This is a genomic window from Kitasatospora sp. NPDC085464 (assembly GCF_044541955.1).
Classification (GTDB): domain Bacteria; phylum Actinomycetota; class Actinomycetes; order Streptomycetales; family Streptomycetaceae; genus Kitasatospora.
The window spans coordinates 74843-96794 of sequence record NZ_JBITTM010000024.1; the positions used below are offsets into that span (position 1 = coordinate 74843).

23 protein-coding genes are annotated in these 21952 nt (G+C 74.1%); 13 read left to right on the forward strand and 10 right to left on the reverse strand.

The window, feature by feature from the left end; all coding sequences use genetic code 11:
* The first annotated feature begins 87 nt into the window (after nucleotides 1–87).
* From ACIGG8_RS22040 to ACIGG8_RS22050, 3 genes are all read left to right on the forward strand, one after another.
* Nucleotides 88–645: a TetR family transcriptional regulator gene (locus tag ACIGG8_RS22040; protein ID WP_396550032.1), complete on the forward strand. Its 558-nt coding sequence runs from the start codon at nucleotides 88–90 to the stop codon at nucleotides 643–645.
* Between the two features lie 222 nt (nucleotides 646–867).
* Nucleotides 868–1839, forward strand: coding sequence for a hypothetical protein (locus ACIGG8_RS22045; RefSeq protein ID WP_396550034.1), 972 nt, complete (start codon nucleotides 868–870; stop codon nucleotides 1837–1839).
* A gap of 19 nt (nucleotides 1840–1858) precedes the next feature.
* A complete protein-coding gene (locus tag ACIGG8_RS22050) occupies nucleotides 1859–2521 on the forward strand; it encodes a hypothetical protein (protein WP_396550036.1) in 663 nt (220 codons plus the stop codon).
* Nucleotides 2522–2603: 82 nt separating this feature from the next.
* Here the strand turns inward: ACIGG8_RS22050 and ACIGG8_RS22055 are convergent, their stop codons facing one another.
* A complete protein-coding gene (locus ACIGG8_RS22055; RefSeq protein ID WP_396550037.1) occupies nucleotides 2604–3713 on the reverse strand; it encodes a DUF5937 family protein in 1110 nt (369 codons plus the stop codon).
* 231 nt (nucleotides 3714–3944) lie between these two features.
* On the opposite strand from ACIGG8_RS22055, the gene ACIGG8_RS22060 reads away from it, so the two are divergent.
* From ACIGG8_RS22060 to ACIGG8_RS22070, 3 genes are all read left to right on the forward strand, one after another.
* A complete protein-coding gene (locus ACIGG8_RS22060) occupies nucleotides 3945–5639 on the forward strand; it encodes a DUF885 domain-containing protein (protein ID WP_396550039.1) in 1695 nt (564 codons plus the stop codon).
* 68 nt (nucleotides 5640–5707) lie between these two features.
* Nucleotides 5708–6184, forward strand: a complete 477-nt coding sequence (locus ACIGG8_RS22065) for a diadenosine tetraphosphate hydrolase (protein ID WP_396550040.1) — start codon at nucleotides 5708–5710, stop codon at nucleotides 6182–6184.
* A 128-nt stretch (nucleotides 6185–6312) separates the two neighbouring features.
* Nucleotides 6313–6843, forward strand: coding sequence for an SMI1/KNR4 family protein (locus tag ACIGG8_RS22070; RefSeq protein WP_396550042.1), 531 nt, complete (start codon nucleotides 6313–6315; stop codon nucleotides 6841–6843).
* A 26-nt stretch (nucleotides 6844–6869) separates the two neighbouring features.
* On the opposite strand, the gene ACIGG8_RS22075 is transcribed toward ACIGG8_RS22070, so the two are convergent.
* The 3 genes from ACIGG8_RS22075 to ACIGG8_RS22085 all read right to left on the reverse strand — a co-directional run bounded on the left by ACIGG8_RS22075 (nucleotide 6870) and on the right by ACIGG8_RS22085 (nucleotide 8775).
* Nucleotides 6870–7472: a serine hydrolase domain-containing protein gene (locus ACIGG8_RS22075; RefSeq protein WP_396550044.1), complete on the reverse strand. Its 603-nt coding sequence runs from the start codon at nucleotides 7470–7472 to the stop codon at nucleotides 6870–6872.
* Nucleotides 7457–7714, reverse strand: a complete 258-nt coding sequence (locus tag ACIGG8_RS22080; protein WP_396550046.1) for a hypothetical protein — start codon at nucleotides 7712–7714, stop codon at nucleotides 7457–7459. The genes ACIGG8_RS22075 and ACIGG8_RS22080 overlap by 16 nt, the downstream gene beginning before the upstream one ends.
* A 116-nt stretch (nucleotides 7715–7830) precedes the next feature.
* Entirely contained in the window at nucleotides 7831–8775 is a 945-nt protein-coding gene (locus ACIGG8_RS22085; RefSeq protein WP_396550048.1) for a helix-turn-helix transcriptional regulator, read from the reverse strand.
* 49 nt (nucleotides 8776–8824) lie between these two features.
* Between ACIGG8_RS22085 and ACIGG8_RS22090 the strand changes: the two genes are divergently transcribed.
* The gene (locus ACIGG8_RS22090; protein ID WP_396550050.1) at nucleotides 8825–9607 is read left to right on the forward strand and encodes an SDR family NAD(P)-dependent oxidoreductase; all 783 of its coding nucleotides are present in this window, start codon (nucleotides 8825–8827) and stop codon (nucleotides 9605–9607) included.
* A 141-nt stretch (nucleotides 9608–9748) separates the two neighbouring features.
* Complete coding sequence (locus ACIGG8_RS22095) at nucleotides 9749–10321, forward strand: hypothetical protein (RefSeq protein WP_396550052.1); 573 nt, start codon at nucleotides 9749–9751, stop codon at nucleotides 10319–10321.
* An 80-nt stretch (nucleotides 10322–10401) separates the two neighbouring features.
* Here the strand turns inward: ACIGG8_RS22095 and ACIGG8_RS22100 are convergent, their stop codons facing one another.
* Nucleotides 10402–10755 carry a hypothetical protein gene (locus ACIGG8_RS22100; protein WP_396550054.1) on the reverse strand — a complete coding sequence of 118 codons (354 nt, stop codon included), beginning with the start codon at nucleotides 10753–10755 and terminating at the stop codon, nucleotides 10402–10404.
* Nucleotides 10756–10899: 144 nt separating this feature from the next.
* Here ACIGG8_RS22100 and ACIGG8_RS22105 point away from each other — a divergent pair, with 144 nt between their 5' ends.
* Together ACIGG8_RS22105 and ACIGG8_RS22110 are read left to right on the forward strand one after the other, a co-directional pair.
* Entirely contained in the window at nucleotides 10900–11655 is a 756-nt protein-coding gene (locus ACIGG8_RS22105) for a hypothetical protein (RefSeq protein ID WP_396550056.1), read from the forward strand.
* A 201-nt stretch (nucleotides 11656–11856) separates the two neighbouring features.
* Nucleotides 11857–12363 carry a hypothetical protein gene (locus ACIGG8_RS22110; protein WP_396550057.1) on the forward strand — a complete coding sequence of 169 codons (507 nt, stop codon included), beginning with the start codon at nucleotides 11857–11859 and terminating at the stop codon, nucleotides 12361–12363.
* 128 nt (nucleotides 12364–12491) lie between these two features.
* On the opposite strand, the gene ACIGG8_RS22115 is transcribed toward ACIGG8_RS22110, so the two are convergent.
* A complete protein-coding gene (locus tag ACIGG8_RS22115; RefSeq protein ID WP_396550059.1) occupies nucleotides 12492–12794 on the reverse strand; it encodes a hypothetical protein in 303 nt (100 codons plus the stop codon).
* Between the two features lie 111 nt (nucleotides 12795–12905).
* Nucleotides 12906–14288 carry a helix-turn-helix domain-containing protein gene (locus ACIGG8_RS22120; RefSeq protein WP_396550060.1) on the reverse strand — a complete coding sequence of 461 codons (1383 nt, stop codon included), beginning with the start codon at nucleotides 14286–14288 and terminating at the stop codon, nucleotides 12906–12908.
* Here ACIGG8_RS22120 and ACIGG8_RS22125 point away from each other — a divergent pair.
* Entirely contained in the window at nucleotides 14275–14781 is a 507-nt protein-coding gene (locus tag ACIGG8_RS22125; protein ID WP_396550062.1) for a glycosyltransferase, read from the forward strand. The two genes, ACIGG8_RS22120 and ACIGG8_RS22125, sit on opposite strands and share 14 nt — an antisense overlap.
* Nucleotides 14782–14855: 74 nt before the next feature.
* Here ACIGG8_RS22125 and ACIGG8_RS22130 read toward each other — a convergent pair whose 3' ends face one another.
* The 3 genes from ACIGG8_RS22130 to ACIGG8_RS22140 form a co-directional block, all read right to left on the reverse strand.
* Nucleotides 14856–15806 (reverse strand): hypothetical protein, encoded by a 951-nt coding sequence (locus ACIGG8_RS22130; protein WP_396550064.1) that lies wholly within the window; start codon nucleotides 15804–15806, stop codon nucleotides 14856–14858.
* Between the two features lie 98 nt (nucleotides 15807–15904).
* Nucleotides 15905–17950, reverse strand: a complete 2046-nt coding sequence (locus tag ACIGG8_RS22135; RefSeq protein ID WP_396550066.1) for a protein kinase — start codon at nucleotides 17948–17950, stop codon at nucleotides 15905–15907.
* A 235-nt stretch (nucleotides 17951–18185) separates the two neighbouring features.
* Complete coding sequence (locus tag ACIGG8_RS22140; protein ID WP_350520624.1) at nucleotides 18186–18884, reverse strand: hypothetical protein; 699 nt, start codon at nucleotides 18882–18884, stop codon at nucleotides 18186–18188.
* Nucleotides 18885–19131: 247 nt separating this feature from the next.
* Between ACIGG8_RS22140 and ACIGG8_RS22145 the strand changes: the two genes are divergently transcribed.
* Both ACIGG8_RS22145 and ACIGG8_RS22150 read left to right on the forward strand, forming a co-directional pair.
* Nucleotides 19132–20733, forward strand: a complete 1602-nt coding sequence (locus ACIGG8_RS22145; RefSeq protein ID WP_396550068.1) for a sodium:solute symporter — start codon at nucleotides 19132–19134, stop codon at nucleotides 20731–20733.
* A 240-nt stretch (nucleotides 20734–20973) separates the two neighbouring features.
* A complete protein-coding gene (locus ACIGG8_RS22150) occupies nucleotides 20974–21948 on the forward strand; it encodes a DUF1906 domain-containing protein (RefSeq protein ID WP_396550070.1) in 975 nt (324 codons plus the stop codon).
* Nucleotides 21949–21952: the final 4 nt, after the last annotated feature.

The window sequence follows — 21952 nt, forward strand, 5'->3', positions numbered from 1 at the left end:
GCCCGTCCATATTCAACTGGACGGTTAGTTGATTAGACTGTGTCGTGGTGACCCTGTCAAGTAAACGGTTAGTTAGGAGCTGGGTAGATGGAGCGCGACGCCGAAGCCACCAAGCGGAGACTCATCGCGGCAGGCCGGGCCGAGTTCGCCGCGTACGGGCTGAACGGTGCCCGCGTCGACCGCATCGCCGCCTCCGCACGCAGCAACAAGGCCCAGATCTACCACTACTTCGGGAACAAGGCCGGGCTGTTCGACGCCGTCTGGAACGAACTGGTCGAGCAGATCGTCGTCAACGTGCCGCTCGACGTGAACGACCTGCCCGGGTTCACGGCGAGCCTGAGCGACCTCTACGCCGAGCACCCCGACATCCCCCGGATCATCACCTGGCAGCGGCTGGAGCACGGCGACGCGCTCAACGACCTCGGCATCGCCGAGGTGCGCAGCAGGAGTGCCGCCATCGCCGAGCTGCAGGCCGAGGGCCGGATCTCGACCCGGTTCGACCCCCGGGTCCTGTTCGCCCTGCTCGCCCACGTCGCGATGCTGTGGGCGGCGTCCAACCCCGAGGTGCTGGCGGTCCTGGACCCCGCCGACCGGGCGCAGCGCCGCGAGACGATCCGCCGCATCGCCGCCGCCCTGGTGGAGTGAGTTCCGGGGGTGCTGACGAGTCCCTGACGTCCGGTGCAGGTAAGCGGCCGGTGATCGCCGTCGCGGCCCGCCGCCGAGCCCCGGCCTTCCTCCTCCCGACACCGACAGGGCCACTCGGACGGGCAGCACCGGCTCGCCCGCCCGAACCGGCGGGGCCATCCTGGCCCTGAGCTCCGCCGACTGTTCCGTCGGCAGGCGCCCCGCACGTGGGAGGTGGTCACGGTGTGGTGGACCGACCCGGAGAACGAGCGACTGTTCGGAGTCGTCCAGCGACTGTTCGACCTGTACCAGCACTACCTCGGGTCCCTGGAGGAGGGGATGCAGCCCCTGGTCTGGGGTGTGGGCAGTGCACCGGACGCACACGGGCGATGGACGTACCCGCTGGTGGTGGCGAGCTTCGAGGACGTCAGGGCGGACGGGGTCGGGCGTCCCGCCGGACGCTATCCGCTGGCCACGCTGATGGACAACGGCTGGTCGGACACGCGGGTCTGGGGACTGCTGCGGTCCTGGGAGGTGCCGCCGGACACCCTGATCGACCTGGCCGGCCGGCCGACGGCCGCCGGCGTGGTCTATCCCACCGACGAGGTGGTCGCCCGCAGCCCCGCGGGCAGCGCGACCGTGGGCCTGCCCTGCAGGATCGGCCCGCAGGAGTCGGGCTTCATCACTGCCGGTCATCTCGTCCCGGGCAAGGTGCAGGTCGACGTGTACGCCACGGGGGACGGTGTTCCGCGCTGGGTGACCGGGACGGTCGTGGACTGGCAGGACCCCGTGAACGCGGGCACCAAGGGAGGGTACGACTACGCCGTCGTCGCACTCGACGATCCCGATCACCGGGTGGCGTTCGTTTCCCACCGGGGCGCCATGCCGCCTCCGCAACCGCCGTACGAGACGTTGGACGTGGTCGTCTACGGTGGCCCGTCGGGCCGACAGGTCGGATCGGTCACCGCTGCGTTGGTGACGCTCGGCGACGCCCGACGCCAGTGGCTGAAGGTGTGGCAGTTCGCGCCGTCGGGCCGGCTCCGGCGTGGCGATTCCGGCAGTCTGGCCATGGTCACCTCCGGCATGTGGAGCGGCTCGGTGCTCGGCCACTTCGTCGGAGGCTCGGGAACGTCGCCGCACTTCTTCGACCACCAGTACATCCAGGACCTGGCCTCCACACTGGACAGCGGACTCGCGGTCCAGGTGACCTTCTGACGACGGCCGGGTGTGAGCCATGAGTATCAGGTCACTCGCCGTCACCGCCCGTCGGCGACGTGCGCCCGCCGTCGCGGTCCGACCGCCGACCTCCCGGACCTGGCCCGCCTCCGCCACGGGGAACGGCGAGTCGACCGCCGCCGGCGAAGGCAGTGGCGCGGACACCCTGGTCGAGGCGGTGCCGACCGAGGTGATCGCGCTGTACACGACCGTGCTGGGCGTGCTGACCGGCGTGTTGAAGGACGACCCGCTGGCGACCTACCTTCCGCTCCGCTGGGTCCTCTACGGCGGTTGCATCCTGGGCACCGCCGCGGCATTCCTCGCCACCTACGCCTTCACGGACGCACCTGCCGCGAAGGAGCCCGGCGGGGAGAATCCCGGCGGGGAGGATCCCGCGGCATCCCGCCTTCCGCCCCTGGTCGGATCCGGGACTCCGCAGCCAGCCCCCAGCCGTCCCGAGGACAAGACCCGGAAGTCCGCGCCACCGGTCGCGGAAGCCTGCATGGGGTGTTTCTCCTTCGCCGTGTGGGGGCTCGTCATCCCCGGGTCGCCGCTCTACGTGGTCCTGCATGCACCCGCGCTCCCCGTCGTGGTGACGGTCCTGGGCGCGGTGGGAACGTTCCTCGCCACGTCGATCTTCGCTCCGTGGCTGAGACGAGGGGTCAAGCAGGACGGCCACTAGCTTCCAGGGCCCGCGCCCGGCGCGTGGCCCCGGCGGCGCCGGGTCGGGGGGTGCGCCGGGCCCGTGGGTGGGGCGGGGCCGGTCAGCGGAGGACGCCCTCCAGGAAGTCGCTGCCCAGCCGGGCGACGACGGTGACGTCCAGCTGGTGCAGCGCGTAGCGTCCGCGGCGCCGTGTGGTGACCAGGCCCGCCTTCTTCAGGACGCCCAGGTGCCGGGAGATCTCCGGGGCGGTCAGGCCGTGGATCTGGGCGAGTTCGCTGGTGGTGAAGGCACCGCGGGCGAGGTGGCGGCAGAGGCGGATGCGTACGGGGTGGGAGAGGGCGGCCAGGCGCCGGGTGACCTGCTCGACGGAGGGCGGCGGTGTCGCCAGCTCGGGGGAGGCGATCGGGTAGTGCACCACCGGCTGCCAGCCGTCGCGGTGCAGGACCATCAGGTGCGGCCAGCCCATGCTGGTGGGCACGAGGAGCAGGCCGCGGCCCGCCGTGGCGGTCCGGCCGGCGCCGACCTTGTCGACCGTGACCAGGGCCTCCGCCTCGTCCAGGGTGACGGCCGCCGACAGGGAGGTGAGCGCCTCGGCCACCCCCTTGCGGCGCAGCAGTTCGGTCCGGTGGCGGGTGTCGGCCGCGAGCCGGGGGCACAGCCGGGCCCAGGTGTCCGCGAAGAACGCCTCGTCGCAGTCCTCCAGGAGGCGGCGCAGCCAGTGCCGGATCCGGGGCGGGTCGGTCAACAGGCGGTCGGTGAAGCTCATCTGGCGCGGGCCGCGCAGTGCGGCCAGCTCCAGGACGCGGCGATGCTGTCCGGGGTCGTCGAGCGGTCCGTGGCTCGGTTCGCCGTACGCTGTCGGGTAGTTGAACTCCAGCGCGGCGTCGACGAACTGCTCGTCGGTCAGCTCGTCCAGGAGGTCGAGCTCCTCGCCGAGCGTGGCCCCGGGGCGGGCCGCGTCGCCGGGGATGCCCGCGTAGGGGAGGAAGAGATCGGAGAAGGTCGTCCGCCAGAGGAAGTCGACCTCGTACAGCCGGTCGGCCAGGTGCGGGTCGAGGCGGGCGGTCACGCCGGTCGCCCAGCCCTGGAGCCCCGGGTGGTGCCCGGGCTCGGCGAGCGCGTGCAGCGCCATGCCGAGTTCGGCCAGCGGGGAGGGGGCTGCTGCGACCTGCTCCGGTCGAAGCCCCCCGATGTCGATGCACACGCTCATGCACCCATGCTGCACCCGACGCACCCGCGACACGGTGCTCGTTTGACGGAATCCGTCAAACGACGGGACTATTCGCGGCGCATCCGGGCAGGATGGCGACCACCTCATCCGCAGTGACCGCCGTACCCCTCCGCGCCCACCGATCCGACCTCGACCCCGAGACCAGCGGCACTAGCCTCCGTCGGAGGGCTCCCTCCGGCCGCCCGAGGCCGACCGAGCGAGAAGGACGACATGCCCGACCAGGTGATGACCCCCCGACAGATCGCCGACGACTACGTGGCCCGGGTCGCCGCACACGATCCCGTCACGTCCACGGCCCTGGGCCTGACGCCCGGCGACGACACGATGCCCGACCTGTCGCCGGACGGCATCGAGGAGCAGGCCCGCCTCGCCCGGCAGGCGCTGGCACGACTCGACGCCCTGCCCGCGGCCGGGCCCGGCGGGGACCCGGCGGAGCACGCCTGCGCCCGGCTGCTGCGCGAGCGGCTGGAGGCCGAGCTGCGGGCGCACGACGCCGGCGAACACCTGCGGACCGTGGCGAACCTGCACACGCCGGTGCATCAGCTCCGGAACATCTTCACGATGATGCCCACCGCCGCCGACGAGGACTGGGCCCCGGTGCTGGGACGGCTGCGGAACCTGCCCGCCGCGCTGGACGGCCACCGGGCCACCCTGACCGAGGGCGTCGCGCGCGGACTGCTCGCGGCGCCCCGGCAGGCCGACGTCCTCGGCGCGCAGCTCACCGCGTGGACCGGGGAGACGGCCGGCGGCCCCGGCTGGTTCGCCGACTTCGTCGCCCCCGCGCCGCAGCGGCTGCGCCCCGACCTCGACGCGGCCGCGAAGGACGCGACCGCCGCCGTCGCCGCGTTCCGGGACTGGCTCCGCGACACCTACCGGCCCGCCGCGCAGGGCACGCCGGACGCCGTCGGCCGCGAGCGCTACCTGCTCGGCGCCCGCCGGTACACCGGCGCCGACCTCGACCTGGACGAGGCCTACGGCTGGGCGTGGGAGGAGTTCCACCGGGTCTGGGCCGAGCTGCGCACGGAGGCCGGACGCGTGCTCCCGGGCGCCACCGTCGGGCAGGCCCGCGCCCACCTCGACGAGCACGGGCACACCGTGCAGGGCGCCGAGCGGATGCGCGCCTGGCTGCAAGGGATCACCGACGAGGCGATCGAGGCGCTGGACGGGCGCCACTTCGACATCACCGGCCCGCTGCGCCGGGTCGAGACCCGGATCGCCCCGGCCGGCGGCGCGGCCGCGCCGTACTACAACGGACCGAGCCTGGACTTCGCCCGCCCGGGCCGGACCTTCCTGCCGCCGGCCAACGGCGACGCCGAGGAACGGTTCCGCACCTGGCGGCTGGTCAGCACCTGGTACCACGAGGGCGTTCCCGGCCACCACCTGCAGCTCGCCTCGTGGACGGCGGCGGCCGGGCAGCTGTCCCGCTACCAGGTCACCCTCGGCAAGATCAGCGCCAACGTGGAGGGCTGGGCCCTGTACGCGGAGCGCCTGATGGACGAGCTCGGCTTCCTCACCGATCCCGCACGCCGCCTCGGCTACCTCGGCAAGCAGATGATGCGCATCGTCCGCGTCGTCATCGACATCGGCATGCACCTGGAGAGCGTCATCCCGGCCCACTCCCCGTTCCACCCGGGCGAGCGCTGGACCCCGGAGCTGGGCGGCGCCTTCATGGCGGAGTACGCCGGTTTGATGCCGGCCGTCCTGGACAGCGAGATCGTCCGCTACCTCGGCCGCCCGGGCCAGGCCATCGGCTACAAGCTCGGCGAGCGCGCCTGGCTGGCCGGTCGCGAGGCGGCCCGCCGCAGGACGGGCGACGACTTCGACCTCAAGCGCTGGCACATGAAGGCGTTGCGCCAGGGCTCGCTGGGCCTGGACGACCTGGAGGCGGCCCTGACGGTCCTGTGACCGCCCGTCGACCGGGGCGCAGGAACCCGGCCGACGGGCGGGCGGCCGTGGCCGGGTAGATTCCGGCCATGGCTGACGACTGGCGGACGGACCGGATCGGGAGCGCCCTGCGCGGTGAGAACCCCACGGTGCTGCGGCGGCTGACCGCGGGGTTCGCCGTGATCGGCGACGTGCAGTTCCTGCCGGGCTACTCGGTGCTCCTGGCCGACGATCCCCGGGCGGAACGACTCTCGGACCTGCCCAGGGACGGACGGCTGGCCTTCCTCTCCGACATGGACCGGCTCGGCGAGGCGGTCGAACGGGCATCCCGCCGCCTGGACCCGGCGTTCCGGCGGGTCAACCTGGAGATCCTCGGCAACACGGACGGCTTCCTGCACGCGCACGTCTGGCCGCGGTTCGATTGGGAGCCGGCCGACCTGGTGGGCCGGCCGGTGTGGCTCTACCCCCGGGACCGGTGGTCCGACCAGCGGTTCGCCCTCGTCCCGCGGCACGACGTCCTGCGCGCGGCGATCGGGGAGGAACTGGACCGCCTGCGCCCGGCGTGACCCGGCGGCCGGTGTGACCCTGCGGCCGGTGTGACCCTGCGGCCGGTGTGATCCTGCGGCCGGTGTGACCCCGCGCCCGGTGTGACCCCGCGACCGGGCCCGCGCGGCCGAGCCGTAGGCTGCCCGTCATGACGCGATTCGACGAGGTCACGGCGACGTTCTGGGGTGCCGGTGAGCACGGCGTCCACGAGCCCCTGACGGACGAGGCGGTGCGGGAAGCGGAGCGTCTGCTCGGTGTGACCCTTCCCCCGGCCCTGCTCGACCTCCTGCGGATCCGCAACGGCGGCATCGTGGCCGACGAGCACGACGCGTTCCCCACCGGCCGGCCGACCTCGTGGAGCGAGGACCACGTTCCCTTCGACGTCCTGCTGGGCATCGGCCGAAGCGAGCGGACGATGTCGCTGCTGGACACCCCCCACCTGGTCGAGGAGTGGGCGCTGCCGTCGCCGCTCGTCCTCCTCTCGGGCGACGGTCACCACTGGATCGGTCTCGACTACCGGGATTGCGGCCCGGACGGCGATCCGTCGGTCACCTGGTTCGACACCGAGCTCGGCACCGAACTCGAACTGGCCGCGGACTTCAGGACGTTCGTCGAGCAGCTCACCGCAGCCGAATCCTTCGACCTCGACCTCGACCTCGACGCCCCAACGGTGGACTGACGCCGGGCGCCGGGAGGGCGGGCGGTTCAGGAGGGGGTGGTGGCGGTCGTGGTGGGGGTGCAGAACTCGGCCTCCAGCTCGGCGGTGAAGACGCCGATCGGCCAGGCCCACGTGCCGTTGGCCCAGTCGCCGTTGACCTCCGTGGAGAGGACGTGCCGGCCGTCGCGGGTGCCGAAGGTGTAGGACCAGGATCCGTCGATCGCGCCGCCCATGCCCCACACCGTGCCGCAGGAGAGGTCGAGCGAGGCGACGCCCAGGCCGTAGCGGGTGTTCGGGATCCACCCGCCGCGCGGGTCGAGCGTGGTGAGCATCTCCTGCTGCTGGGCGGGCGGCAGCAGTCGGCCCTGCAGCAGGGCGCGGAAGAAGGTGGCGAGGTCGCCGTTGGTGGAGATCATGTCGCCGGAGCCGAAGCCCAGGGAGGGGTTCTGCTCGGTCACGTCGTAGAAGGGGGTGGTGTCGCCGGACACCATCAGCTTGGAGTAGGCGCGGCCGTGCGGGCCGTGGATGCGCGGGTCGTCACCGGTCGGTTCGTAGGTGCTCTTCAGGTGCAGCGGCGTGGTGATCCGCTGGGCGATCTGCTGCGCCGTGCTGCTGCCGGTGACCCGCTCGACGATCATTCCGGCGAGCACGTAGTTGGTGTCGGAGTACTCCCAGCCCGTTCCGGGGCGAAGGTCGGCTCGTAGGCGAGGGCGATCTCCACCAGCTGACGCGGGGTGAAGCTGTCGAACCGGTGCTGCAGGAACGGAACGCCGACGAAGTCGTCCGCCGCGAGCTTGGTCCGGGCGAAGTTGTGGATGCCGCTGGTGTGGTCGAGCAGCTGACGGATCGTGATCCGCGAGCTGGGCACGGCGGCCGCCTTCCTGGAGGACACCGGGGCGGAGATCGTCCGCGCCGTGCAGCGGCGTCGGCGGAACGAGGACGCGGCGCGGTCCGCGGCAGCGCACCGGAGCACGCCGGGGTGACCGGCCGCCGCCCGGTGCCGGTGGCTCAGTGCGCGGCCTCGGCGGACCGGCGGCGGAACTGGCTGGGCGTGCAGCCGTGGTGGGCGCGGAAGCAGCGGGTGAGGTGGGGGTGGTCGGTGAAGCCGGCCGCGGCGGCGATGTCGGCGAGCGGCAGGTCGGTGCGGCGCAGCAGGTGCCCGGCGGTGTCCAGGCGGACGGCGGTCAGCTCGGCCTGGAAGGTGGTTCCGGCGGTGCGCAGGGCGCGTTGGAGGGTGCGCGCGGACAGGCCGAGGCTGGTGGCGGTGTCGCCGACCCGCCAGGGGGCGGCCGGGTCGAGGGCGATCCGGCGGCGGACCTCGCCGAGCAGCCGCCGCTCGGCCGGGTGGGGTGCCGTCGGGGCCGTCGCGGTGTCCGTCCAGCGCAGCCGCCAGGCGGCGATCGGGGCGGGCGCGTCGGTCGGGTGGACGGCGGACGGCGGCAGGGTGCGGCCGTCGCCGGTGAGCAGGACCGCGTCCACGTCCTGGGCGGTGACGGTGGCGACGGCGGTCAGGTGGAGGGCGCAGACGAAGAGCGTCTCGGCGGGCAGCGGCCGGTGGCCGAGGTGGCCGAGGTGGCGCACGGTCAGCTCGCCGGGGCGAAGGTCGGCCCGGGTGGTGTGGCCGATGTACAGCCAGGGCTCGGCGAGCCGGGACCGGGTGAGCAGGTCGGCCACGTCCTCGGCGGCGACGAGGGAGCGCAGCAGCGGGTCCCGCGGTCGGGCGAACAGTCGGCGGGCGGCGGCCAGGACGGTCGGCCAGCCGAGGCGGTGGAGGTGGGCGAGCAGCTCGCGGTGCAGTTGCTCGGGCACGGGGGCGCCGTCGGCGAGGTGGCGCTCGGCGAGCCGGGCGGCGGGCGCGGGGGGCGCGGCGCCCGCGGTGACGGCCCACAGCACCGCGGCGGTGAGTTCGGGGTGCACGGTCCGGCCGGAGGGCCGGGACGGGGGAGGCGCCATGGCGCGATCGTACAAGTGCGGGGTGCGGCGCCGGGCCATCGTGGCGGGCATGAACGTGAGTGGAAAGCGCATCCTGATCACCGGCGGCACCAGCGGGGTCGGGGACGCCCTGGCCCGCGCCCTGGTCGACGCCGGCGCGCGGGTGGTCACCTGCGGCCGGCGCAGCGACCCCGGCGTGCCCGAAGTCCCGGACACTGCACCCGGTTTCACCGTTCCGTCGCAGCCCGCGCGGCAGGCGGTGGTCGCCGACCTGTCGGTGCCCGGGGAGGCCGCCCGGGTGGTCCGGCTCGCCGCCGGGCAGCTCGGCGGGCTGGACGTGGTGGTCGCCAACGCCGGTGTCCAGCACCTGGATTCCCTCACCGGCGGGCCGAGCCCCGAACTGCTGGACCGGGTCGGGCAGGAGATCGCCGTCAACTTCCGCTCGGTGGTCGAGCTGGCGGCCGCGAGCTGGCCGCACCTCGTGGCGGCGGGCGGCCCGGCGTCCTTCGTCGCCGTGACCTCGGGCCTGGCGTACGCGCCCAAGCGCTCCGCACCCGTCTACTGCGCGACCAAGGCCGCCGTGCACACCCTGGTGCAGTCGCTGCGCTACCAGGCGCAGGCCGACACGCCGTCCGTCCGGGTGCAGGAGGTGGTGCTGCCGCTGGTCGACACGGCGATGACGGCGGACCGGGAGGGTGCGGTCCGCAAGCTGTCGGCCGCCGAGGCCGCCGCCGCGATCGCCCGGGGCATCGAACGCGGCCGCCCCCTCGTCCCGATCGGCGCCTCCCGGGCCCTGCTGGCCCTGCTCCGCGTGCACCCGCCGATCGCCCACCGCATCCTCCGCGACGGCTGACGGCTGACGGCTGACGGCTGACGGCGGACGGACGGACGGGGACCGGGCGCGGCGGGCCTCGGATCGAGTACGGATCCTCCCCGGTGGTGCCGTAGCATCCGGACTGCAGATCGCACGCTTGTTCACGGGGGAGTACCGCAGTTGTCCAAGAGTTCGACGGCCCTTCCGTCCGGTGCGGCCGTACGGGGGGCCGGTGCGGCCGTGCTGATGGCGGCGGGCGCACTGGTGCTCGGATCGTGCTCGCTCGTCGGCGGGTCGGACGCGCCGAGCAAGCCGGTGCGCGTGGAGTCCCGGGAGGAGGCGCGGACCCGGGCGGAGCGCATCGAGGACCACGTGCGGACGCTGACGGGCCTTGAGCGGAATCCGTGGGGCGGCATGTCCGGCTTCTTCGAGTGCCCGGGCCGGGGGATCAGTGTCGCCGACGAGGGCGAGCCGTACCAGCTCGGCTCGGCGATCCAGTTGGAGGCCGCGGACGAGCAGCGTCCCGAGGTGGTCCGGGCACTGCGCGAGAAGCTCGCGGGCGAAGGCTTCAAGATCGCCTCCAAGGGGTCCGACTCGGACACCTGGGACTTCAAGGCCTCCCAGGAGTCCGAGCACTACACCATCACCGTGGGCGCGGTGAAGCCCGGCCAGGGCGTGACCGTCATGGTCACCCTGCCCTGCCAGGCCCCGCCCACCGGCGTGGCGTCGCCTGCGCCGACGCCCACCACCTGAGGGCGACGCCCACCACCTGACGGCGGCGCCCACCGTCCGATGGCGGCGCGCGTCCCGCGCGAGACCCGCGCGGGCCCGCGTCAGTCGCGCAGGACGCTCACGCCGCCGAGCAGGCCCCAGGCGGCGACGTGGACGGTCGGGCCGCCGGGGCGGCTCGGGCCGTCGTCGCTGACCCCGCCGAGGCGGATGCCGCCGACCATCACCCGCACCTCCGGGCGGACCCGCAGCTTCACCCCGCCGATCAGGCTGAGCTTGGTGATCCGCAGCTCGGCGCCGTCGGGGATGTCCACGTCGGTCAGGTCGATGTCGGCGCCGCCGATGAGCGAGGCGGTCACGGTGCGGCTGTGGATCTCGTGTCCTGCAAGGCGGTTGCCGCCGAAGATGCTGATCCGGACGTCGGTCTTGTCGCTGTCCGGGGTCCCCGAGTTCGTCATGCCGACCACCGTAGGGCCCGGCCGTGACCATCCGTCAACCGCCCCCGGTCTGGCGACGGCCGGGCCGGGTGAGCCGTTCCGGGCCGGGTGGGCCGAACCGCCCGGCGTCCGGTCCCCGGACCTGCCCCCGTAAGCTTTCCGATCATGCTCTCCAGACGACTCGCCGGGGTAATCGTCGGCGCCCTGGCCCTCACCGCGGCCTGCACCGGCTCACCGGCCCCCGACCGGGCCGCCGGTTCGGCCACCCCGGGCCCCGCCGCCTCGGGGTCCGCCACCCCGGTCCCCACCGCCGCCGGCTCCGCCGCGACCCCCTCGCCGAGCGTCCCGGCGACGCAGGAGCCCCCGCCCGACGCGAACCCCGCCTACACGGCCAGGGTGCAGGCCATCCGGCCGTACGACGTACAGGCGAGCTGGTGGAGCTGGGCCGCCTCGATCGAGCAGGCCCGCAATCCGGTCCTCGACCGCGACGGCCACCTCTGCGGCCAGGGGCAGAAGGCCGACCTCTGGTTCCTCGCCGGCACCACGGGCGGAGCCGTCACGCGCTCCTGCACCGTCCCCGCCGACATGCCGATGATCTTCCCCGTGGTGAACCTGAGCGGCGGCCGCACCGACTGCCTGGACTTCATGACCGCCGCCCAGGGCAGCGCCACCCTGGACGGGCGCGCCCTGCCCGTCGAGACGATCGAGCCGACCCTGATCGGGTTCGACACGGTCAAGGGCAACCCGTTCACCGCCGGCTCCGGGAAGGTCTACCGGTACGCCTGCGGCCTGTGGGTACGGCTGGAGCCGCTCGCCCCCGGCCGCCACGAACTCAGCGTGCGGGGTGCGGCGGGCAGTTTCGCCACCGCCGCCGACTACCACCTCCAGGTCGGCCGGTCCGCGCCCACCGGCGCCCCCTGAGCCCAGCGGGGTTGTCGAGGAACTGCAGTCGTCCACCCGTCTCGGCACCATGGGTCATTCGCCCGACAAAACGCGTCGGCGGCAATCCACGGCGCCATACGAAAGCTTTACGGGAATCCGGTAAGTCGATGGCTGGACCGGGGTCCGGATTCCGTGGCACCGTTCGAGCGAGGAAGTTCAGCTCACAAAGGGGGACGTGAAATGAAACTCCGCACCCGGATCCGGGCCGGCATCACCGCGCTCGCCGTCGCAGCCGGCGGCCTGACGGTGGCCGTCGCCGGCCCGGCCGCGACCGCGCACGCCTGTGGACTGTCCCAGCTCGGCCCGACCCGCTACATCTGGAGCGGCGGCCACACCATGGGCACGTTCTACCTCGCGTGGGACTCCTGCACCTCGGGCGCGTACACCGAAGCCCACATCACCAACACCAACTGGACCAGGGCCAACGGCTTCATCGAGGTCCGGAACTCCTCCGGCGGCGGCTCCGAGTACGGCCCGGCGTCCCCGACGGTCGTGTGGGACGGGACGGCCTGGTGGGACTCGTTCCTCCCCGGACACAGCAAGCTGTCGATCTACTCCAACCCCTCCAGCGACCGCCTCTACTACGGCATCGCCGAGTTCAGCGGCTGCTCCCGCGAGGGGCACACGCCGGAGTGGAACTTCTCGAACGGCTCCGTCGTCAACAGCGGCCAAGACATGTTGTGCTGACCGAGCCGCCGGACACGTCAGGGCCCGCCGTCGCACCCCCGCCCGCGGGGCTTCGACGGCGGGCCCTGACGCTGTCCGGTCGGTCGGGTGACCGTCGCCCGGCCCCGCACCGACGCTGTGTCACGGCCTCAGCTCACCGAGGCACCCGGCGCCGGCACCAGACCCGCTGCCGCGAGGAAGTCCCCGAGGCTGATCGCACCGCCGTCGGTGCCGTCGTCCCACTCGACCAGGAGCCCCGAGAGGCCCGCGTTCCAGGACTCCGGCGTGTCGGCCTCATCGTCAGGCCCGGGGTGCCACTCGACGCTGCCCTCACCGTGCCGGTACCGGAGGTACAGGTACTGGCCGTCCGCCGTCCAGGCATCCCACTGCGACGGGCAGGCAGAACACGTCTGCACCACCCGAACCAGCTTCCGGCCTTCTTCCGTTTCCATCCGACGATGGTCGCGTGGCGGCGGAGCTCCGGCAATCGACTTTCGGGTCGCCGTCACCGGCGCCTGAAGCAAAGGCCGGAACACGCCGTCGACGACCGGACCCGACAGCTCCTAACCGTCCGTCCGCTTGATCCACTCGTTGGGCCCCAGCGGGTAGTCGTAACCCGGGCGGTTGACGTCGGCGCTGGTGCGGAAGGCGGTGCCGGAGTTGTCGATGCGGATGGTGCCGCGGCGGCTGCCGCTCGACCAGTCCAGGGTGAGGTCCCAGCGGACGTCGTGCGCCTTGGTGTGGCCGATGACGTAGAAGACCTCCGGGTCGGACTCGCTGACCTTGTACGGGAAGTTCCGCTGGCCGCCCTTGACGGTGACGGTGGGGCTGCCCCGGTCCAGGTCGATGTCGAAGGACTTGGTTTCGACCTCGCCGCCGCAGCCTACGGCCATCGAGTAGTCGTTCCAGGCGAGCGGCGCACCCCTGGACACGACCCGCACGTGCAGCGCCTCCAAGACGACCGTGTCCGCTCCGGTGCCCTGGACGGTGAAGGCGATCTCCTGCTCGCCGGAGGACACCGCACCGTAGGCGGCGGCCCAGCGCGGGGCGTCGCGCTCGGGGGCGGGCGGCCCGACCTGGGCGGGCGCGCTGTTGACGAGGAAGTGCTGGCTGCACGGGTTGTCGTAGACGTACGGCCGGGTGCCGACGGTGAGCGGCGGGGGTGCGTCGGCCGATGGGGTGGCACCGGGGGTGGTGGTCGGCCCCGGAGCTGCGGTCCCGGGCGGGGTGGCGGCTGCCGTGGCGGTGTCCGACGGGCTCGCCGTCCCGGCGGTGGAGGCAGCGGAGACGGCGGAGGCCGGCGGCCCCGGCAGCGCCGTCGTGTCCGTGGCCGTCGCGCCCGACGCGGTGGCGCCGGCCGCCTGCCGGCCGCCCGAGTCGTTGCCGTCGCCCCAGCCGCCGGGACGCACGAAGACCACCACGGCGGCCAGCAGCGCGACGGCCGCGGCGGAGGCGATCAGCACGTTGCGGCGGCGCCGCGGCGATCCGGGCGGCGTCACCACCTCGACGACCGGTTCGGCGCCCGCCTCCCCGGCCGCCGGGGAGGCGGGCGGCGCTGGAGCCGGAGCGGGAGTCCGAGCCGGAGCCGGAGTCCGAGCCGGATCGGGCTTGGGTTCCGGCGCCGGCGCCGAAGGCTGCGCCGGCGCCTGGGCCGGCGCCGGCTCCGCGGCCCGCTCCGTCCGCCGCCCCCGTGCCGCGTCCGCCAGGATCCAGCTCCTGTGCAGTTCCACCAGCTCTTCCGGCGTCGCCCGGCACAGCCGTGCGAAGCGCTCCGCCGCCATGTACTCGTTGGGCAACGCCGTGCCGCTGCAGTAGCGGTGCAGCGTCGACGTGCTCATGTGCAGGCGTTTGGCCAGCGTCCCGTAGCTCAGGCCCGAGCGGTCCTTGAGTTCCCGTAGCAGCCGCGCGAACTCCTCCGCCTCCGCGGCCCCCGTGTCCTGTGACACCTGTCCCCTCCGATCCCCCGGCGTCCCGGTCCGGCGTTCCAGGCCCGTTCCGCCCCCGCTGGTCAGAGCCCCATCAGCCGTTCCACCCTACCCATCGTGCCGTCAGCTCTGGTCGCCGGGACGGACCGCCACGCACGCTTCGGTCGTCGAGCCCGCCCCGCAGCCGGCGCTCCTGCACCGCGCCGACCTGTTCGTGACACACGGCGGCCGGGCCTCCCTGCTCGACGCCGTCCAGGGCGCAACGCCCTTCCTGGGCATGGGCGTTCTCGCCGACCAGCCCGGCAACACCGCCGCGTTCACCCGGCGCGGGCTCGGTCGTGCGCTCGACCTCACCGCGACCCGCGACGAGATCGCCGAAGCCATGAGGGCCGTCCTCGGCGACCCCCGTCACGCCGCCGCGATGGACACCGCCCGCACCACGCTGTCACGGCTCCCACCGCTCTACATCGCGCAGCTGTACGACCACGCGCAGGCCCCCGTCCGCCTCGGGTGAGGCACACCCGGCCTGCCACCCGGCCATCCGCCCGGACCGCCCGCCCGCGTGGGGCAGGCGGCAGGCGACGTGCCTCAGCTGCAGTGGTAGGTGAACGAGGTGGCGGCGGTGCGGGGGGCCGGGGCGAGGAGTTGCAGGGTTGCGGTGGCCTGGAGCGCGCCCTGGCCCTCGAAGCTCCAGCGCAGCACCAGGTCGGTGTGGTGCACACCGGAGCGGACGTCCTGGACGATCTCGTCCGAGGTGGTGCCGTCGCTGCGCACCCAGCGGTAGCGCAGTGTGCCGGCGCCGCCGTTGGTCTCGACGGCGGCGGTGACCACCGCGGTGGCCGCGCAGCCGGGGTTCGCCTGGTCGGTCGTCACGGTGACACCGGTGACGGCCAGGGCCGGGGTGCGCAGGTGGCGCCAGAACAGGAAGGCCGCGACGGCCAGGAGGACGACGAGCAACGGGGCCAGCCACCGCCACACCCGGCGAGGAGGCCGTGGCTGTCCGGCCTCCGGCACCGTCTGGCCGTGCCAGGCGGCGGCCGCCCGCGGCGGGACGCCGGGGCCGAAGTGACGGAACTCCCCTGAGGCGAGCGGGCGTTCCGCCGGGGTGGCGGACCCGGAGGAGGACGACGCGGCAGCGGCGGCTGCACTGGCGGCACTGTCGGCGGGGACGGCAGGGGCAGGGGGGACGGCGGGAGCCGCTTCGGCGTCCTGGGCTGCGGCCGGAGCGGTGGACTCCCCGGTCCGCGTGGAGTCGGTGAGGGTGAGGGTCTGCCCGCTCCGCGGTGCGCTGCCCCAGACCCGGGGGTCGAGGAAGGTCGCGCTCTCCGGCTCCGACTCTGCCCCCTCGGCGCCCGCTCCCGTCCCGCCGGGGGTGCCGGTGAGGCGGACCGTGGCCTCCGTCTCGCGGGGCAGCCGGACGGTCGCCTCGCCCGCGGCGGCTCCGCCGCCCGTACCGCCGTCGGCGGCCGGGTGCTTGCCGAGAACGACGGTCCTGTCCGCGCCCGGGTCGGGCGCGGAGTCGGGGCGGGAGGTGGACATGGCTTCTCCAGGACGGGAACGGGGACGGAACGGGGGAGCGGACGGGAACGGCAAGGGGAACGGGAGGGACCAGGCGCCGGGGGGCCGGTGCCGGGGCGTCAGCGGGGCGGGTTGCAGAGGAAGGCGGACGTCTCGGAGGACGTGGTGCCCGCCTTGCCCGCCGCCGGGGTGGTGGTGACGCGCACGCCCCAGGTCGGGAAGGTGTCGGCGGAGCCGAAGTCGTGCGCGCGGCTGATGGTGGCGGTGCCGTTCACCACGGGCACGGTGTCGGTCGCGACGGTGACCGCGCGGCCGCCCGAGCTGTGGTACCAGCTGAACGTCAGCGTCCCGCTGCCGGTGCCCCGGGCGGTCACCGTGGCCGTCGCGGTCAGGCTCCAACGGCCGCTGCAGGTGACGGGGGCCAGGCTGACCGAGTCGACCGTCAGGGTGGCGGGGGCGACCGTCGGGCTCGGGCTCGGGCTGGGGCTCGGCGGGGCGGTGACCGGGGGCGAGGCCGGCGCGGCCGTGGTGGGGGCGGGCGCGCCGGGGGTGGACGGTGCCGGCGGCCCGCCGGGGGCGGGCCGGCCGGGCGAGGCGGGTGCCGTGGGCGCCTTGGTGGTCGGGGTGGCGGTGGGGGTGCTGCCGGGCGTGCTCGGGGTGGCCGTGGGCGAAGCCGTCGGGGCGGGGGTGGAGGCCGTCGGGCTCGGCGTGGAGCCGTCGCCGGTCGGGGTGGGGGAGGCGCCGCCGTCCGTCGGCGTCTGCGGGTCGATGCTGGTGGTCGCCTCCGGGGAGGCTGCGCCGACGACCGTGCGGGCACCGCCGTCGGTCGCCCCCGCGGCCGCCAGGCCGGCCAGCGTGGCGAGGGTGAGGGCGCCGGCCGCGACGCCGGTGAGGGCCTTGCCGCGGTTGCGCCGGAGCACGCCGCGGCCGGGCGGGACCGGGTGCGGGATCTGCTGGGCCGCAGGAGCCGCGCCCTGGGTGCCGAGGGCGCTCACGGCACCCTGGGAGCCCAGCGACTCCAGGAGGCCCAGCGAGCTCTGGGAACCCACGGACGTGTGGGCCAGCGAGGTGGCGCCGGCCGCGCCGGCGCCGGGCAGCAGCGGCGCGAGCAGCGCGAGCAGGCCCAGCAGGTCGAGGCGGCCCCGCTCCTCCCAGCCCGGCCCGTAACCGGTCGTCGCGACGGCCTCCAGCTCGCGGACGAACGCGGCCGCGCTGTCGGGACGGGCCTCCGGGTCCTTGGCCAGACCGGCCAGGATCAGCGGCCGGACGAGGTCGGGCGCGAGTTCGGCGGGGATCGGCGCCTCGGCGTGCTGGACGGCGAGTTCGGCGATCGTGGCGCCCTCGAAGGGACGGGCGCCGGTGAGGCACTCGAAGAACGTGACGGTGGCGGCGTAGACGTCCCCGGCCGGGGAGGCCGGGCGGCCCGCCCACTGCTCGGGCGGCATGTAGGCGGGGGTGCCGGAGACGTCGCGGTCGTCGCCGCTGGGCACCGCGATGCCGAAGTCGACGAGCTTCGATGTGCCGGCCGTGTCGACGAGCACGTTGGCGGGCTTGTAGTCGCGGTGCACCACCCCGGCCTCGTGGGCGGCGGCCAGGCCCAGCAGGGAGCCCTTGAGCACCACCAGGGCGGCCTGCGCGCTGGTGGCGCCCTCCGCGCGCAGCAGGTCGCGCAGGGCGATGCCGTCCACCAGCTCCATCACGATGGCGGAGCCCCGCGCCCCCTCCACGTACTCGTAGAGCCGGGTGATGTGCGCGGAGTCGATCCGGGCGAGGACCTCGGCCTCGGCGCGCAGCGCCGGCGTGCCGACGCGGTCGTGCAGGTACTTGATCGCGACCGGCGTGCCGGTCTCCAGGTGGTGGGCGAGTACGACGCGGCCGCCGGCTCCGGCGCCGAGTTCGCGGTCGTGGAGGTAGCCCGGGAGTTCCCAGGCCCCGCGCGCGTCCTCGGGCCGGGCGTCCTCGACCTGCGGCGTCTCGACCTGAGGCTCCTCGGGCCGGGCCTCCGCGGACTCCGCGGTCTGCTCGGTCTGCGAGTCCTCTGCCCGGGTCTCGTCGACGCCGGCCTCGTCAACCCGGGCGTCCTCGGCCCGGGGGGCCTCGCCGGGGGCGGTGGAGGGCGTGCCGCCCCCGCCGGGTCTGTCGCCCTGCTGCGTCCGGTCGTCCATCGTCTGCTGCTCCCCGCTCCGTGTCGTGCTCGCCGTGCGCCACCGCCGACTGTGCCTGCCGGCGCGGCACCCTACGGCACGCCGACCGACGACGAGGACGCACCCCGTGGACACCGGGTTCCCGGCCCCCGGGGGCGGGTGACGGCGGGGCGAGTGCTTCGCACACCGTGCCAATCGTTCGGCGGACGCCCGGCAGCCCCCGGCGGGCGAGCCGGGATGCCGATCCGGACGGGCCTCACGCGGCCGGGAGGCCGTTCGCCATCTCCCGGAAGCGGGCGGACGGCCGCATCATCCCGTTGTCGCCGACGTTCAGGTTCTCCAGCCAGCCGTCCCGGTACCAGAAGATCGAGGAGGTCAGCGGGGCCGGGTCGTTCGCCTGGAGCTGCTTCGACAGGTCGATCATGAAGCGGATCGCGTTCAGCGACGAGCCGGTGCGGATCGGTGCCGCGCAGAAGGCGTTGCTCGTCGGCAGGGTGACCAGCGCGCCGTACGGCAGCTCGGCCCCGCCCAGGGCGTTCTCCAGGCGCAGGGCCTGGGCGGCACCGGGCCACACGCCCATCCCGTTGACGGCGTACAGGACGTCGCCGTTCGTCGCGTTGAAGGACTGCCGGTTGAGCTTCTCGGTGGCGAGGTTGGCGAAGGCCCGCTCCCAGAGCTCGGCCCGGCTGACGCTCCACTGGTCGGCGGCGTGCTCGGCTATCGACAGGGCCTCGGTCGCCCCGCCGCGCTTGCCGCCGTTCACGCACAGGACGACCGACAGCTCGTCGTCGATCGGCCGGGCCATGGGGTCGGGGCCCAGGGACCGGGTCGGGGCGACCAGCAGCCGCAGCCGGTCCCGGACCTCGAAGACCGAGATCGCGGCCAGCGCCTTGCACGGGCCGTGCTCGTCGCAGAGCGGCTTCGGAAGGTTCTTGCGGTTGCCGAACAGCGGCATGGGTGGCTCCCGGGTCGGTGCGGTGGTCGGACCAAGGGCACAGCATCCCACCGGAGGTCACTGCCGTCTCACGGATTCTCCGATTCTCAGATTGTGATCGGACGGCACGTCAGCAGGCATCCGGCTTTTTGGTCCTGAGACCGGCTCCGGTGCGTGATGATGAGGAGACGTCGGGAGCGGGCCCGGAGCCGGGAGAGCGCAGGGGGCGGGAGGGAACGGCAGCCGGGAGAGAGACAGGAGAGAGAGCGTGCGCCAACTCGACCTTCTCGTGGTCGTCGTCTACCTGGTCGCCATCGCGGTGATCGGTCTGCGGCTGGCCGGCCGTCAGCGGACCGCGAAGGACTACTTCGTCGGCGAGGGCCACATGCCCTGGTGGACCGTGTCGTTCTCCGTCGTGGCCACCGAGACCAGCGTGCTGACCGTCATCAGCCTGCCCGGCGGCGCCTACGGCGGGCAGGGCTTCGGCAACGTCGAACTGGCCCTGGGCTACGTCATCGGCCGCGTCGTCGTGGCCACCGCGCTCATCCCGCTGTACAAGCGCGGCGGCTTCGTCAGCGCCTACCAGTACCTGGGCAGCAGGTTCGGCCCCGGGCTCCAGGGGCTCGCCTCGGTGACCTTCGTCGTCACCCGGCTGCTCGCCGAGGGCGTGCGCCTGTTCGCCTCGGCGATCCCGATCAAGCTGCTGCTCGGCGAGTTCGGCGTGCACACCGGCTACCGCACCATCATCATCGTGCTCACGCTGATCACGGTCGTCTACACCTACCTCGGCGGCATCAGGGCCGTCATCTGGACCGACGCCATCCAGATGGGCCTCTACCTCGGCGGCGCCCTCCTCACCATCGCGGTGCTGTCCGGCCACGTCGGCACCGACGGCTACGCGCGCGCCCTGGACGCCGGCCGGTTCCGGCTCTTCGACACCGACTTCGCCCCCGCCCACGTCCTCACCAGCCCGTTCGCGCTACCGACCGCGATCGTCGGCGGCGCGATCTTCGCCATGGCCAGCCACGGCTCCGACCAGCTCATCGTGCAGCGCATCCTCGCCACCAGGACCCTGCGCGACGGCCAGAAGGCGATGATCGCCTCCGGCGTGTTCGTCACCCTCCAGTTCGCCGCCTTCTCCCTCGTCGGCGCCCTGCTGTGGTCCTACAACCAGGGCAAGAGCTTCAAGGCGCTCGGACTCGGCAGCTCCGACAACCTCTACCCCGACTTCATCCTGCACGGGCTGCCCGTGGTGGTCTCCGGCCTGCTCGTCGCCGGCATCCTCGGCGCCGCCATGGGCTCGCTGTCCTCGGCGCTGAACTCCATGTCGAACTCGACGGTCGCCGACATCATCCACAGCTTCTTCCGCAGCACGCCCTCCGAGGAGTTCCTCCTCAGGCTCGCCCGCGTGATGACCCTGGTGTGGGCCGCGCTGATGGCCGTCTTCGCCTGCGCCTTCAGCACCAGCACCGGCAACGTCTACCTCACCGGCCTGACCATCGCCGGCTACACCTACGGCGCACTGCTCGGCGCCTTCCTGCTCGGCCGCCTCGTGCGGCGCGCCAACGGGACCGATTCCGTGCTCGCCTTCGTGGTCACCGTCGCCGCGATGACCTACCTCGTGCGCGGGGTGAAGATCGACGTCACCACGGCCGCCGGGACGGTGCCCACGGCCATCGCCGCCCAGTGGCTGGTCCCCATCGGCGTGGTGGTCACCCTGGCCGTCGGCGGCGTGCTCAGCCTGCTCCACCGCGCACCCGAGGCCCCGCGCGTCCCGGCGCGCGCCGCACAGCCGGGCGCAGTTCTGGGCCCCGGTGCCGACCCCGTTGTCGGTCCCGGCCGCCCCGAGGCGGCCCCCGCCCCGGACTGACACCGGGCCGACGCGGCACACATCGCCCGCCACGCGGCCGCCTTCACGGCCGCGCTGCGCCGGGCCGCCCGTAGTGAAGTCCCGGCCGGCCGGGCGGGAACGGTGTGGTGAGGCTCCGTCCGCCCCGGTCGGCCCGCGTCCGGTGCGTTCGGCTCGGCGGTGTCGCGCTTGCGGGTGAACGGGTGCGGCACGGCCGCCGTGTGACGCGGGGGCGTCCCCGGCGGCGGTTAGAACGGGGGGATGCGCCTTTCGTCCCTTGCCGCGCTCCCCGCCGCGGCCGTGCTCGCCATGCTCCCCGGCGCCGCCCACGGGCTCGCCCACGACGCGCGGGAGCCGGCCGTCCGGCCCGTGCCCGTCGCCGCGCCCGCCCCCGGCCCCCTCGCCGGGCTGCTGCCGCCCGTACCGCTGTCGGCCGGACTGCTGCCGCCGGTGCCACGACCGCCCGTACCGCTGCCGCCCGTACCGCTGCCGAGCGGACCACGACCGGACGATGCGCTGCCCGAGTACCGCTACACCGGGCCCGGGTTCGACGCCTGCTCGGCGCCGTCGCTGGACGCCATGTCCGTCTGGTGGACCGCCTCGCCGTACGGCGCGGTGAACATCTACAGCAGCGGTGGCCAGCGCGCCTGCACGCAGAGCCGACTGACGCCGCAGTGGGTGGCCCAGGTCCGCGCGATGGGCTGGCAGCTGGTGCCCACGCACGTCGGGCTCCAGGCGCCCTGCGCCGCGCGCCCGGACAAGCCGCTGCGGATCGACCCGGAGCGGGCCGAGGAGCAGGGCGGCGAGGAGGCGGCGGAGGCGGCGCAGGCGCTGCAGACGCTCGGGCTGGGGCCGGGCAGCCCGGTGTACCTCGACATGGAGGCGTACCCGTCAGGCGACGCGGTGTGCAGCCGGGCGGTGGTCGACTTCACCGCCGGCTGGACCAGGGCCCTGCAGGACGCCGGGTACCGCTCGGGCTTCTACTCCAGCATGGACTCCGGCATCGCGGACGTCGTCGCCGCCGCCCGGGCCGGACGGTCCCCGCTGCCGGACGCGATCTGGTACGCCCGCTGGGACGGAAAGGCCACGACCACCGGCCAGGCCGGGCTGCCCGACGACCTGTGGACCGGCCACCGCATCCACCAGTACCGGGGCGGCGTCAACGAGACGTACGGCGGGATGACGCTCAGCATCGACCGCGACCAGGTGGACGGCCTGGTGGCGGGCGGCTCCTGACCCG